Below are 14,772 nucleotides of genomic sequence, written 5' to 3'. Positions count from 1 at the left end.
CGCGCAAAAGGAGGGATGGAGCGTGACGAGCCAGGGAATCGCTATTTCCATGGTATACCCGGTCATGAAGACCCTTGTCCACAAGGGACTGGACCCGGAAGCATTTTGGCGCTATGCTTCTTTTGATTCCCGCCTGCTGCAGGATGTGGAGGCCCGTATTCCCGGGGAAGAATTGGAGAGGCTTATGAAGGCGGCGGCGGATTACACGCAGGACGACCACTTCGGTCTGGTCCAGGGGCAGATGACGGATATCGTGGATATGGGGATCCTCGGGTATGTCATGATGCATTCCGGAACGGTGGCCGAGGCGCTTGCTGCCTTCCGGCGGTACAATGTCATTCTGTGCAGCGGTTTCAATCTGGATTGGGAGGAGCAGGGGGAAGATGTCCTGCTGCGCTTGACCTTCGAGAACGCGAACGGGCGGATCTCCCGTCACTGCATGGAGGATATGGCGAGCTCGGTCTATCATTTGATCGGCAAGCTGTCCCACCGGCGCATTCCTCTGCATGAAGTCCGCTTCTCGCACGCCGCCCCGGCCGATGCCGCTCCCTATCTGTCCATATTGGGAACCCTGCCGGTCTTCGGCTGGGAAGGCAACGATCTGCGGATGAGCAAGGACGTCATGCATTACCCCATTCTCTATTCGGATGCCCGGCTGCTGGGTCTATTCGAACCGATGGCGGATGAAGCGAGGAAACGGCTGACCCGGGGGAAGGTCTTCTCCGATGAGGTCTATCAATGGATGATGAAATGCATGCCTGCCCGGTTCCCTACGCTGGGGCAGACGGCTGACGCTCTCCGGATGAGTACGAGATCGCTGCAGAGCAAGCTCAAGGAAGAGAGCACTTCCTATAATGAAATCTCTGCTGCGGTCCGCAGGGAGCTCGCGTTAAGCTACTTAAGGCGTTCGGAGCATTCTGTCGGCGATATTGCGTATTTGCTGCATTTTTCGGAGCCCAGCGCGTTTCAGAGCGCGTTCAAAAAATGGACGGGAGTCACGCCGGGACAGTACCGGGCAGACCAAGGCGTGCTCTACGGCTAGGCTTATAACAAACAGCGTCAGTCCTGGACTTCTACATAAGTCCCGGGCTGACGCTGTTTTTGGGCTGGGCTTGGCAGCGGAAATCGTGCGGGGTCACCCCGCAGCGCTCTTTGAAGAGCCGGTAAAAATGCTTCATATCGTGAACGCCGACCTCGAGCGCGATCGTCTGCACGCTCCAGTCCGTGTCCATCAGGAGCTCGCAGCTTCGGTGGATGCGGATGTCCTGAAGCATCTTGGTATACGTTGTTCCGGTCGCTTCTTTGAATTTTCGTTGAAAATGCCGGGGGCTGATCAGAAATTCCCTGCAAAGGTCTTCAACCGCCAGCGGATTCTGATAATGAAGGGTCATGTCGTCGATCGCATATTGAACCGGATTCGAGAGAGCCTGAGCGGAAGGGGCCGCTGCAGCGTCTTTGGCCTGGTGGATGCGGGTTAACAAATCGATAAGGTATAGGTACAGCTTGTACCGGAAGCCCGTCCCTTTACATTTTTGCTCCATTTCGAGCGCATACATGATTCTGGCGAATTCTTTGGTGTGCTCTCTGACCTGGATGCAGTCCGTGCTCTCCCGGAACACACGGGCCAGGCCGTGGAGGTCTTCATAGATAGGATTATGGAGAGGATCGCCTGGGACGGCCAGTACCTGCTTGTCGAACAGGCAGTTCATCAGCCGGAGGGGAGTGTCCCCGGATTCTCCCGATGGAAGAATAACGTGCTCATGCCCATAGGGGATAAAGACCAAGTCTCCCTTGGAGACGGGCCGAGTTTCCCCCGCCAGATGCAGCGTGCCGTGTCCCCCGTCAATGTAGGTAATCTCGTAGAAGGTATGGGCATGCTTCCGGAAGGGGCTTTCCGTCTGAACGGGATGAAGAGAGATCGGGGTTCCGTCAGCAAAGGAATGATCCATGTAATTCGGTTCGCTGGCAATCACACAATCCCTCCGTTCGTTTCTATATCATCCTGCGCTTCGATTTGCAACAGATCCACAACACATCCACAACAGATCCACAATAAGGCCAAGCTTACATGTTAAATCCATCACAGATAAAAATCAAGCCTCCAGGTGTCTCCATTGCCCATAAGCTGTCGTCCGTGACCATATGAGCGGCCATAGCGTCCGGGCTAGAATAGGAGCATACAAACGAAGGAGGCACAAAGAGATGACTGTATTAACGACAAGCCTGCCCCAAGAAAAGATGCCGTACCTGCTCCGGCGCGGAGAGGGAAGACGCTATGTATTCGAGGGGCAGCTGGCAACGGTAATCGCGGATGCCGGCAGCACCGGGGGCGTGATGGAACTGACGACGATCGCAGGGGCCAAAGGGGAAGAATTCCCGGCGCACAGCCACCCGAATACGTATGAATCCATCTACGTGCTCGAAGGCAAGATCGAATGGATGCTGGACGGGGCCTATCACCTGCTGACGGCCGGCGATTATGTGCACATCCCTCCGGGAACCGTCCACGCCTACCGGATGGCCGGACACCGCAACTGCTTTGCTTCGTATACGGTTGCGGGCAGCCTGACGAAGATCTATGAGATGATCGGGGAGCCCTACGCCCACTACGAACACCCGCCGCGTGCATACAACTCGTATAGCGCGGACCATCGGGACGCAGCCGCGAAGGCGGCGGACATCGTATTCGTACAGGAGAAGGCGGCATGGGGCCCATCGAAGCCGGTCGACGGACATATGAATCCGGGCCGCATCGCGCCGTATCTGCTGGAGAACGGGGAAGGAGACCGCCTGCTTACGGGGGACCAGCTGCACCGGATTCTGGCGACCCAGCAGAATACGGACGGCGAATATATTATCGTAGCCACGGATGGACCCAAAGGCGATCCGATTGTGGAGCATTACCATAATCATCACACCGAGACGTTCTTCTGCGTACAGGGACAAATGACCATGTGGGCGAACGGGGAAGAGGTTCAGCTGTATCCGGGAGACTTCCTTCATGTGCCGGCGGGCACCCTGCACTCGTACCGGTTCGACGCCCACTACACCAAGGTAGTCGGCCTGCTCGCCTCCGGCTTGTTCGAGCCTTTCTTCCGTGCTCTCGGCGAGCCTTACGAAGATCACGCCTTCCCTGCCGTTCCGGGCCCGCTCCGCATGGACCGTGTCATGGCCATCATCGATCAGCTGGACCTGAATGTAGTGGCGAAGTCGCCGCTGGACCGCAAATAGCAAAGAGCAAACAGCAAACTTCCAAAAATCAGGAAATGCAAATAGCAAACGGAAAGGCTGCGCCCCCTATGTCCAATCACATCCAGAAGAACCAACATCAACCGGATTCTTACGCCATCATCTGGGTCCTGGCCTTTGCCATGGTCATCTCGGTCATGAATTCTACCATGTTCAATGTCGCTCTTCCGGCGCTGCGCCAGGAATTCGGATTGACGTCCTCGCAGGTCAGCTGGGTTGTCACAGTCTATATTATTATTTATGCGGTCGGGTCGGTGGCCTACGGCAAGCTGGCCGATATGTTCCAGCTCAAGAACCTGATCACGTTCGGGCTGCTCATCTTCGCGGCAGGCTCCCTGATCGGTCTGCTGTCCACCGGCTACTGGATGATCATTGTAGGCCGGGTGTTCCAGTCGATCGGCGCCTCGGTGGTACCGGCATCCTCCATGCTGATCCCCATACGCTGCATCTCGGCTGAGAACCGGGGGCGCGCCCTTGGCATTACCTCCTCCGGGATGGCGCTGGGGACCGCGATCGGACCGGTGCTGGCCGGCTTCGTGATCGGTCTGGCCAGCTGGCGGTATCTCTTCCTGATCTCTCTTCTGGTGCTGCTGGCGGTGCCTCTGTTCCGGAAGCATCTCCCAGAGCAGCCGGGCACGAAGGGTCATGCCGATCTTCCGGGCGGCCTGCTGCTGGCGGGCTCCATCGCCATGCTGCTCCTGTCGATTACCGGGCGGAGCTGGATGTATGCCGCGGTCACCGCTGTCGTCTTCCTCCTCTTCGTGATCCGCATCCGGAAGGCGCCCCATCCCTTCGTCGATCCCGCCATCTTCAGCAATGCGAGATACACGGCAGGCCTCGTCATCGGCTGCATGGTCCTCGCGCTGAATCTGTGTGTGCCGTATCTGGTGCCGCAGCTGCTGAGCTCCGTTCAGCACCTGTCTTCCCAGCAGACAGGACTCGTGATGTTCCCCGGCGCTCTGGTCGCGGCGCTGCTCGGGCTCGTGGGCGGCAGGATCGCGGACGCCAGAGGGAACCGGTTCCTGTTCACGCTGGCGTTCCTGCTCCAGATATCGGCTTACCTGCTCCTGATCCTGTTCACCGGCGCCCTGCCGGCGGTGATTGCGGTCCTGCTGGTCGTCCTCAACACCGGCTTGACGTTCGCACAGATTACGATGGCGAACACGGTCTCCCGGACGTTAACCGGCAGACAAACCGGCGTCGGCATGGGCGTCTATATGATGGCCAGCTTCATTGCCGGAGCCGTCGGCACGACCCTGATCGGGGCTGCCCTGGACCGCGGGGCCGGAGCGGAGAATGTATTCAGCACCTTGTTCATCGTCTTCAGTATTTGGATCGCCGTATCGGCGGTACTCTATTGGACCGTCTTCCGGGAGCGTTCCAAGAAGTGAATCCTGCCGTCTGCGGTACTGCAAGCACGACAGGGCCGGATCAGCCTCCGTTATGGAGGCCGATCCGGCCCTATTCTTGCTGTATCCACAGCGTCAGAGGGTTCTACCTTTTCGCGCGACTAACTTGTGTAAGACGAGAGCTGGATTACTCCACGGTCACATGGTCGACATAGACCGCGCTCGTGCCGCTGCCGCCCGAAGCCGCCGTGAACTGGATGCCGATCTCGCGCACATCGGACAGGTTCGCGAGGCCGGACAGCGAGAGGCTGAGCGTTGTGCCCGTCGCAGGGACCGTTACGGCTCCTCCGTCGTACCACTGGTAGGTGCCTCCGGTTTTGATGAACAGCTTGGCCGTCACGGTGCCGCTCCCCCAGGAAGCTCTGTTGACGGTGGCCTTCAGCGTCGATTTGGACGACAGATTCTGTACTGCGGCACGGCTGAGCGTATAATCCTTGCTCGATGCGCCCAGGTTCACATCCGCTTTGAGGGAAGAGCTGCCGCTTGCTTTCCATTCGCTCGTGACCCACGGTCCGCCTGCTAGGTTCGTGCCGGCCCAGGACTCGGTAGACCCCTCGAAGGTATACAGCGCTGCAGCGGTACCCGGGTTCGTAGTCCCCGGTGTCGATCCTCCGCTCTCCGTGATGGAGCTCAGCGTAATCTCGCCCCGGTTCACCGTCCACGAATCATTGAACAGCGTGGAAGCATTCTGGTTGCGGTGTGGTGCCCAATTGTCGTTCCAGGCGAAGAAATACACCGTCTTGGGGAACTTGGTCTTGATGGCGTTCAGCCACTTGGTGTAATCGAACGAACCGAACGTATCGGGCCCGATCTCGGTCAGGGCGAAGGGCTTGCCCAAGGCGACCAATTCGTCGTAACCGGTTACAGCACTCTCCGGATTATCGTCATACGCGTCCAGGCCTACAATATCCACGTAGCTGGCCCCCGGATAGTAGGCGGTCCGATTGCCTCTGCTGAAGTCCGGCGCATAGACCCAGATCAGATTATGCAGACCCTTGGTGTCCGTGAAGTAGTTGTACATATCGGTCCAAGCCGCCTTGAAAGCTGCCGCATCCTGGTTGCCCCACCAGAACCAGTCGCCGTTCATCTCGTGGAAGGGGCGCCACAGTACGGTCACACCGGCATTCTGCAGGTCCTTCAGACCGGCTGCCGTTTTATCCAGGTAAGATCTCCAGCGCTGGCCGGTTGCCGTGTTCGGGTTGGTGAGATCGCCGAAATTCGTCAACTTCGTGTTCAGGTTGCCGCCGGTCGAATAGCCCGGACTTGGATAGTGGACGTTGACCGTGACCAACCCGCCGCTGGCCGAGTAGGTTTTCAGCGTGGAGTTGCAAGAGGAGTCGATCAAGGTGGCCGGATCCGATGCCGTAGCCCAGCCTGCGCCGTAATCGCAGCCGAAGATCCCCGGATATTGTCCTGTAGCCGCTTTCAATTCTTCGAGCTGGGTAGTCGAGAAGCCATTGTTGCTGTATCCACCGAAGAAGCCGGATACCACCCTGTTGTCCGAGCGGTTAGGCAGGTGACTTAGCCAGTTGTAAGTATCCTTTGTTTTCTGGGAGGCGGAGGAGTCCGCAGGGGCCGACGTGTGGGCGTAGGCGGCGGGCACACTGCTGAAGAGCAGGGAGGTCAGCGTGAAGAGCATCATCGTTTTTTTCATGTCATACATCTCCTTTTAACCATGCAGAATATAAAGCGGTTACAAATTAGAGAAGGTTGATGCTGCAGAAGTCCTCCTTTCTGCCGAATGGATCGCTAACGCGGGCAAAGGAGAATGGGATATCTATTGTTTGTTTTGTTAGCGTGATATAATAATAAAATTCATTTAATGGAAAAGTCAATCATTTTTTTAGATATAAGAATTTGCGAATTGTCTTGATAAATCGAAGGTTTTGAGCTCTTTTAATACTGATTTCTATTAAAAATGACGATTCATGGGGCGGTATTGTTATTTGTGTTATTTATATTAATGCTCATCTCCGTGTACCGCCTTTTTTGCGGTCATCGTATCTTTCTTCGTGGTTCTTTTTGGCCGCAGTCGAAGAGTCCTTGCCGCATTTGGATAATTGAAGACAAGAAATGCTTACTGAGTGCATTTTATCAGGGGACGAACCGTCTTATAATCAATCATGCAAGCGATAACAAGTGGGTGTTGGGAGGTCAAGGCATACCTGACAAGAAAGCGCATACTTGTTGGTTGGAATTTCTAGAGATATTGGGATAGGAGGGGGCTGCGGCCTATGAACTTGAGTTACAACACGCAAAGATCCATCATCCTTGTCGGTTTTTTGACGGTACCGCTGCTGCTTCTGTTTACGTTTTCGTATTATCCGCTGTTCAGCTTGTTCTATTACAGCTTCATGGAATGGGACGGACTGACCGAGAAGGTGTTCGTGGGCTTCCGGAACTACGGAGAGATTTTTGGGAACGCAGAGTATTTCGGCGTACTGAAGAATAACGTCTATTATTTTATCGGCGGACTGCTTCAGACTTCGCTGGCCCTTTATTTTGCCGTGCTGCTCAACAGCAAGCTCAAGGGGCGCAACGGATTCCGGGTCATCTTGTTCCTGCCTTATATCATGCACAGCGTAGCGATCGTATTCATGTTCCAGGCGCTGTACAACAACCAGTACGGTACGCTCAATGCCTTCCTGGATCTGATCGGGCTCTCGGGCTTAAAACAAAATTGGCTTGGTGACCCGTCGGTGGTCAACTTCTCGCTTGCGTTCGTCTCCATGTGGAAGTACATGGGACTGAGCATGGTCATCTTCCTCGGCACCCTGCAGTCCATTCCGCAGGATATTTACGAGGCCGCCCGGATCGACGGCGCTTCCTCCACGCAGCAGTTCCTGCATGTTACGCTGCCAAGTATCCGCAAAGTCATGGAGCTTCTGCTGCTGCTGACGCTTACCGGAGCATTGGAAGCATTTGAAATTCCGTACATCATGATGCTCGGAGCCAACAACACCGAGACGTTCATCATCAAAACCGTGGATGTGGCCTTTAAGTTCCAGCAGGTGGGACTCGGTTCCGCGCTCGCCGTGGTCATGCTGCTGATCGTTCTGGTCTTCGTAGGGCTGCAGCGCCTGCTGCTGAAAGGGGGAGATGAAGCATGAGAGAGCAATCGTACTTGGTCCGGACGTTTCAATATGTCTCATTGCTCATTGGGGTATTCGTCGTACTATTCCCGCCTTATACGGTGTTCATTACCTCGCTGAAGACCAAGCAGGAGTATCTTCAGAACCGGTTCGCCCTTCCGGCCGATTGGTTCCACTTGGATAACTACGAGTACATTTTTACGAAGACCAAAATCCTGACGACGGCGTTCCCCAATACGCTGTACATCATCGGCCTGTCGGTGGCGGGCAACATTATTCTGGGTACCATGGTGGCTTACGCGCTCGGCCGTTTTGATTTCAAGCTGAAGAAGGTCATCATCGGCTTGTATCTGCTCGCTTCCGTGACGCCACTCGTGACGACGCAGGTAGCGACCTACGGGCTCATGAATACGCTGGGACTCATCAACAACATTCATGCGCCGATCCTGCTGTACCTGGGAGCGGATGTTATCTCGATCATCATCTACCTGCAGTTTATCCGCAATATCTCGTACTCGCTCGACGAGAGCGCCATGCTCGAAGGGGCTTCCCTGTTCCGGATCTACTGGAATATCATCTTCCCGCTGCTGCTGCCGGCGACGATTACGGTTGTGATCCTGCGTACGATCTATATCTATAACGATTTCTACATTCCGTTCCTGTATATGACCAAGACGAACCTGCAGGTCGTATCCACTTCGATCTTCCAATTCGTCGGGCCCAATGCGGCAAGCTGGAACTACATTGCGGCGATGATTATCGTAATCTTCATTCCGGCGATTATCCTGTTCCTGTTCCTGCAGAAGTTTATCTATGCGGGTGTTACGAGCGGGTCAGTCAAGGAATAGAGTGCTTGCCGTAAGGGTGTCGTTATAATTGTTATTTTAGTAAATTGCGATTAATGAGTATTATAGGACAACTTTTGATAACAGAATACAATGAATTTTCCTTCCGGCCTTTATACAATAAGGATGTAAGCGATATCAACCATTACACAGACGAAAAGGGGATTCTACACATGAAAAAAATGTTCGGTACGATGCTGGTTGTTGCCCTTGCTTCTTCCGCTCTTGCAGGCTGCGGCGGTAATTCCGAGCCGGCTAAGGAAGCGGCTCCTGCAGGAGAGAAGGGAGCGGCAGGCGCGGGTGGCGAGATCCAAGGGAAGATCACCTTCGTCACCCAGCGTACGGATCTGGTGAATGACGGTACATTCGACAAGTATGAAGAAGCCTTCAAGAAGAAATACCCGAAGGTGGAGGACATCGAATTCGAAGGGATTACGAACTACGAGTCCGATATGCGCGTCCGGTTGTCTGCTAATAATGTCGGTGACGTGATGCTCATTCCTACCAACATTGCCTCCAAGGACCTCAGCAAGTTCTTCGCTCCGGTGAACGGGCTGGCGGACAGCCTCGGCGACCTGTACTTCAAGGACTATAAGGCGGATAACGGACAGATCTACGGGATCGTATCGGGCGTGTCGACGGAAGGGATCGTGTATAACAAGAAAGCGTTCGAGAAAGCGGGCATTACCTCCGTGCCGAAGACGCTCGACGAATTCTACGCCGCCTGCGAGAAATTGAAAGCGTCTGGCATCGTGCCGATCTACATCAACAACGGGGCACAGTGGCCGATGAAGGAGTGGGGGGAGGTACTTGTGCAGTTCTCCAGCGGGGATGCCAAATATCTCGACAAGATGATCGATACCGACGAGCCGTTCAAGGTGGACAATGACTTCGGCAAGGGCTTCACGATCGTAAGGACGCTCAAGGAAAAAGGCTATGTGGAAAAAGACCTGTACTCGAACGTGTGGGAAGCTTCCAAAGGTGAAGTGGCCGGCGGCCAAGCCGGGATGTATTTCCTCGGCAACTGGGTCATCAACCAGGTGATCGGTGCAGGGGCAGCCAAGGAAGATATCGGCTACTTCCCGTTCCCTTATGATAACAGCGGCAAGCTGAATGCTCCGCTCAGCGCAGACTACTTCTATGGTATCGATGCCAACAGCAAGAACAAGCCGCTCGCCGAAGCTTGGATCAAGTTCATGGTCGAAGAAGCGGGCTATGTGGAAGCTTCCGGGTTCATCCCCCCGCAGAAATCCAAAGAACCGGGCCTCGCGCAGCTGAAAGAGTTCAAGTCCTATAAGCCGAACTTCATCGAGAATGTTCCGACTTCCTCGAAGTGGAACGATATCGGGAACAAAGCGAAGATCGACTTCTTCGGCGGCAAGTACATCCAGGACGTTCTGGAAGCGAAAGACCTCAAGGCGGAGCTCGATAAGCTCAATCAGAAGTGGAAAGAAGCCAGAGCTTCGGTGAAATAACATCCCGCAATCAAAACATCACAGATGACTTAGGATCCCCCGGATGGCGGTTGCTGCCTTCCGGGCGGCCTTATAGCGAAGAGGAGAATCCCCATGAAGAAGCATCAGGCATGGCTTAAGGCGTGTATGGCAGCATCTCTTGTATTCTCGGCCGCGTCCCCGGCGGCAGGTTCCGCTGCAGCGGCAGTAACCGGCATTCCGGCGGATGCGGCGGATCACTGGGCGAAGGGAAGCGTGGAGAAGTGGCTCGCGAACGGCGTGATACGCGGATATGAGGACGGCAGCTTTCGCCCGGACCAACGGATTTCCCGGGCGGAGTTTGTGACGATTGTCAATGAGTTGTTCGGTTACTACGCCTCGGCGAAGGATTCTTTCGTGGACGTGCCGCAAGGCGCCTGGTATGCGGAGGAACTCTCGATCGCCAAAACAGCCGGATATTATCAAGGTTTCCCCGGCGGCTTATCGAAGGCGGAGACGGAGATCTCGAGACAGGATGCCATCGTTTTTCTGGCCAGAGCGTTCGAACTGAAGTCAGCTTCAGGTTCTCAGGCAGGGAAGGAATTCAGGGATGGTGACGAGATCGAATCCTATGCCCGGGAAGCGGTGCAGGCTTTTGCCGGAATTGTAAACGGTTACGGGGATGGGTCTTTCCATCCGAGAGAAAACATTACCAGAGGGGAAACCGTCAGCCTGCTTGACCGCTTGGTCGCAGGCTACAATCCGCAGGGAGCCGGTGCGCCTGTCGAAGGCCATGCCATCCTGAACAAGAAGGGAGCCCATCTGCGGGATGCGGAAGTGGCTGGGAATCTATACATAGCGGCGGGGATAGCCGACGGTGATGCTCATCTGGAGAAGGTCACGGTCAAAGGAACGACCTTCATCTCCGGAGGAGGCGAGAACTCCGTTCATGTGAAAGATTCCTCGCTCGGCGGGGTGATCGTGAGCCGCCAGGAGGGCAAGGTTCGGACGGTGGTGTCCGGCTCGTCATCCATCCGGCGTCTGGAGCTCGGCAGTGCCGCCCATCTGGAGCTGGAGAAGGGCGGACGGGTAAGTGAACTGGATGTGAACCGGGCGTCTACAGTGGATGTGGCTGAGGGAGCCGAGGTCGGTGTACTCCGTATTACAGCGGAGGCGGCAGGGACAAGCCTAACGCTCGGCGGCAATGTGACAGAGCTGGCGGTAGCGGCTGATCGGGTGAGCATCAACGGGAAGGAAGCGGCCAAGGGGAACTATCAAGTGACCGGCGGCGTGCTGACGACGGCCGGTCACCCCGAGGCGCCCGCAAGCGGCGGCAGCGGCGGCAACAGCGGCAGCAGTGGTGGAAGCAGCGGCAGCGGTGGAGACAGCAGCAGTGGTGGAAGCAGCGGCAGCGGCGGAGACAGCAACAGCGGTGGAGACAGCGGCAGCGGTGGAGACAGCAGCAGTGGTGGAAGCAGCGGCAGCGGCGGAGACAGCAACAGCGGTGGAGACAGCGGCAGCGGTGGAGACAGCGGCAGCGGCGGAGACAGCGGCAGCGGTGGAGACAGCGGCAGCGGTGGAGACAACGGCAGCGGCGGAGACGACGGCAACGGCGGAGACAGCGGCAGCGGTGGAGATGACGGCAGCGGTGGAGATGACGGCAGCGGTGGAGACAACGGCAGCGGCGGAGACGACGGTGACGGCCTTACGGCCGACCTGGTGGATGCCGGCGCAACCGAAGCGACACGCTCCTTGTTCGCCTACCTCCAGGACGTGAGGGGACGGGAGATTCTGTTCGGGCACCAGCATGCAACAGACGAGGGATTCTCCATCCAGAATCCGATGGGCACAGAGTCTGATGTGCGGCAGGCTGTCGGCGATTATCCCGCCATGTTCGGCTGGGATACGCTGAGCCTCCAGGGCGATGAGAAGCCGGGCGTGCCGGGCGATACCGCGCAGAGCCGGGACCGGCTGCTCGCTAAGATGAAGCAGGCCCATGAACTCGGCGGTTTGCTTGCGCTCAGCATGCATCCCTCGAACTTTGTGACGGGGGGCAAATACAGCGACACGACCGGGAATGTGGCGGAGAATGTGCTTCCCGGCGGCAAGGCGAATGCGGCGTTCACGGCTTACCTCGACCTCATCGCCGACTTTGCCCTGAGGCTGAAGGACGATGAAGGCACGCCGATTCCGCTCATCTTCCGAGTGTTCCACGAACAGAACGGCGGCTGGTTCTGGTGGGGCGCCAAGACGACGCCGACAGAGCAGTACATCGAGCTCTACCGGTATACGGTCGAGTATCTGCGGGACACCAAGGGCGTCCATAACCTGCTCTATGCCTGGTCGCCCAACGGTCCGTTCGGCGGCGATTCCGCGAAGTATCTCACTACCTACCCGGGCGATGCTTATGTGGATATCCTGGGGATGGACCAATATGACAACCAGGCCGCTCCGGGAACGGAAGCTTTCCTGAATGCGCTCGTAGAGGATCTTCGGATGATCTCCGGCGTGGCCGACAGCAAAGGCAAGATTGCCGCCCTGACCGAGTTCGGCTACAGCCCGCAGGGGATGAAGACAACCGGCAACGGGGATCTCGCCTGGTTCAGCAAGGTGCTTGGCGCGATCCAGAGCGATCCGCAGGCGAAGCGCATGGCCTACATGCAGACCTGGGCCAACTTCGGGCTGAACAGCAATTTGTTCGTGCCTTACAGCAGCCACCCGGAGCTCGGCGACCATGAATTGCTGCCGGACTTTAAGGCGTTCTACAACGATCCTTATTCCAGTTTCCTCCGGGAAGTGGACGAGGTGACCGGCAGGAAGCTGACGCCGGCCAAAGAAGCGCCGCTCATGCATGCCGTTACACCGGTAGAGCAGAGCACGGTAAGCACCCCGGTGACGAAGGTGCGGGCCAAGGTGCTGCACATGAATCCGGACCGCGTCGTCTTCACGGTGGACGGATCGGAGAGCGAAATTCCCATGACGCTGGATGCCGAAGGCTATTACTCGGCGGATTGGAAGTTGGACCCGGCCTTCAACGGGAAGACGGCGCAATATACGGTGAAGGTATATCAGGACGGCGCCGTGACCCACCAGGAGACGAATACGGTCTTCGTCAAAGTGGAAGAGATGCTGATGCACGCCTACACCTTCGATGACGGCATCGCAGGCTTCCAGTCGAACGGAGGGTACCAGGCTTCCGTGACATCGATCGGGCATGCGGACTTTGCCGGCAGCGGCAGGCTGCAGCTGAACGTAACGGATATGGTGTACACGGATACCTGGCAGGAGCTGAAGCTCCAGCTGACATCGGCTGCCCGGGATGTGAATCTGGCGGATGTGAAGCGGGTGCGGTTCGATCTTATGATTCCGCTGGAGGCCGGCAGTAAGAGCGCAGACGCGTCGCTGCAGGCGGTCGTCATGCTGCCGCCGGACTGGGACACGAAGTATGGCATGAATGCGACGGCAAGGAAGCTGTCCGACCTCGAGACAGTGACCGTAGGTGACGCCGTGTATGCGGTCTATCCGGCATCCATCGATCTCACCAGTCCGGATTTGTCCGCAGCGGCCACAGGACTTGCCCTCTCGATCGTAGGCAGCGGACTGGAGTACACCGGTCCTGTGTATCTCGACAATGTGGAGCTGTACAGTGTGTATCATGATGCTCCGCAGGATCCGTCCGTAGTGGACGACTTCGAAGGCTATCAGGGACTGGACGTAGGACTCCAGACTGCCTTCGTCTCCGCCAGCGGAGACGGCGCGTCGGTGTCCCTGGCACCGGGTCAGGCACGCCAAGGCCTGTATGCGATGAAGTATCAATACAAGTTAGCCGGCGCAGGCTACTCGGGAGTGAACAAGCTTCTCGGCAGCCGCGACTGGTCCGGAGTCAACCAGCTGCAGTTCTGGCTTACGCCGGACGGGCAGAACCAGAAGCTCGTCATTCAGTTGAAGGTGGATGGAACCTACTATGAATATTATCCGGCAACGGATCAGTCCACGCCCCACCTGGAGGAGATTCCGTTCACAGCCTTCGTTCCCGTCCATGGGGGCTCGGGACAGCTTACGAAGACGAAGCTGAAGAGCGTCCAGGAGTTCTCGATTTATACCAACGCTGTGAACGGTGCGAAGCTCGAGAGCGCGATGTACTTCGATGACATCCGTGCGGTGCTGAACCCGGAGGCGCCTACGGTGCCGAACGGCGGATCGGGCCCGGGCAGCTCGGCGGCACAGCCCGGCATTCTCTACGACTTCGAGACGGATACCGGAGGCTGGGTCCTGGAGCAGAATGGGGCTTCCGCGACGGCCCCTGCCGTGACGACGGAAGCGGCCGCCTCCGGAAGCTCCTCTCTAAGCTCGAGCTTCTCTCTGGCCGGAAGCGCAGGCTTCGAATTGAGCAAGGTGGAAGCCTTGGATCTGTCCGCAGTGGATAAGCTGAGCGTCAGGCTGAAGTTATCCGCAGGCCAGGCGAATGCCCGGCTGTATGTGAAGACGGGCCCGGACTGGGTCTGGCATGACAGCGGGGCGGCGCTGGTGGACTCGAGCGGGTTTGCAGAGCTCTCGATCCCTGTCGCTTCCATTGCGAATGCGGATCTGGTCCAATCGATCGGCGTCAAGATCGAACCGGCGAGCGGGACCGGGTCAAGCGTCGTCTACGTGGACGAGGTCAGATTGAGCGCGTCAGAGTAGGGAAGTGCGGACAACCCGGAAGAGGATTTTCTTCTTTCGGGTTGTTTGTTATTGGCAGACT

At 57.0% G+C, this 14,772-nt stretch carries 9 protein-coding genes; 7 read left to right on the top strand and 2 right to left on the bottom strand.

Annotated elements, in window-relative coordinates; genetic code table 11:
- Positions 1-22 precede the first annotated feature (22 nt).
- Positions 23-1,042 carry an AraC family transcriptional regulator gene (locus tag O9H32_RS00280; protein ID WP_269863710.1) on the top strand — a complete coding sequence of 340 codons (1,020 nt, stop codon included), beginning with the start codon at positions 23-25 and terminating at the stop codon, positions 1,040-1,042.
- Between the two features lie 31 nt (positions 1,043-1,073).
- On the opposite strand, the gene O9H32_RS00275 is transcribed toward O9H32_RS00280, so the two are convergent.
- Positions 1,074-1,973, bottom strand: coding sequence for an AraC family transcriptional regulator (locus O9H32_RS00275; protein WP_269863709.1), 900 nt, complete (start codon positions 1,971-1,973; stop codon positions 1,074-1,076).
- A 229-nt stretch (positions 1,974-2,202) separates the two neighbouring features.
- On the opposite strand from O9H32_RS00275, the gene O9H32_RS00270 reads away from it, so the two are divergent.
- Both O9H32_RS00270 and O9H32_RS00265 read left to right on the top strand, forming a co-directional pair.
- Positions 2,203-3,231, top strand: coding sequence for a quercetin 2,3-dioxygenase (locus O9H32_RS00270; protein WP_269863708.1), 1,029 nt, complete (start codon positions 2,203-2,205; stop codon positions 3,229-3,231).
- Positions 3,232-3,299: 68 nt separating this feature from the next.
- Complete coding sequence (locus tag O9H32_RS00265) at positions 3,300-4,640, top strand: MFS transporter (RefSeq protein WP_269863707.1); 1,341 nt, start codon at positions 3,300-3,302, stop codon at positions 4,638-4,640.
- 145 nt (positions 4,641-4,785) lie between these two features.
- Here O9H32_RS00265 and O9H32_RS00260 read toward each other — a convergent pair whose 3' ends face one another.
- Positions 4,786-6,312, bottom strand: coding sequence for a glycosyl hydrolase (locus O9H32_RS00260; protein WP_269863706.1), 1,527 nt, complete (start codon positions 6,310-6,312; stop codon positions 4,786-4,788).
- Positions 6,313-6,892: 580 nt separating this feature from the next.
- On the opposite strand from O9H32_RS00260, the gene O9H32_RS00255 reads away from it, so the two are divergent.
- The 4 genes from O9H32_RS00255 (at position 6,893) to O9H32_RS00240 (ending at position 14,711) form a co-directional block, all read left to right on the top strand.
- Positions 6,893-7,768 (top strand): carbohydrate ABC transporter permease, encoded by an 876-nt coding sequence (locus O9H32_RS00255; RefSeq protein WP_269863705.1) that lies wholly within the window; start codon positions 6,893-6,895, stop codon positions 7,766-7,768.
- Positions 7,765-8,598: a carbohydrate ABC transporter permease gene (locus tag O9H32_RS00250; protein ID WP_269863704.1), complete on the top strand. Its 834-nt coding sequence runs from the start codon at positions 7,765-7,767 to the stop codon at positions 8,596-8,598. The genes O9H32_RS00255 and O9H32_RS00250 overlap by 4 nt, the downstream gene beginning before the upstream one ends.
- A gap of 170 nt (positions 8,599-8,768) precedes the next feature.
- A complete protein-coding gene (locus O9H32_RS00245) occupies positions 8,769-10,070 on the top strand; it encodes an ABC transporter substrate-binding protein (protein WP_269863703.1) in 1,302 nt (433 codons plus the stop codon).
- 126 nt (positions 10,071-10,196) lie between these two features.
- Positions 10,197-14,711: a glycosyl hydrolase gene (locus O9H32_RS00240; protein ID WP_269863702.1), complete on the top strand. Its 4,515-nt coding sequence runs from the start codon at positions 10,197-10,199 to the stop codon at positions 14,709-14,711.
- Positions 14,712-14,772 lie beyond the last annotated feature (61 nt).

This window comes from Paenibacillus caseinilyticus, assembly GCF_027533645.1.
Taxonomy (GTDB): domain Bacteria; phylum Bacillota; class Bacilli; order Paenibacillales; family NBRC-103111; genus Paenibacillus_G; species Paenibacillus_G caseinilyticus.
This window is presented reverse-complemented; position numbering and strand designations above follow the sequence as displayed.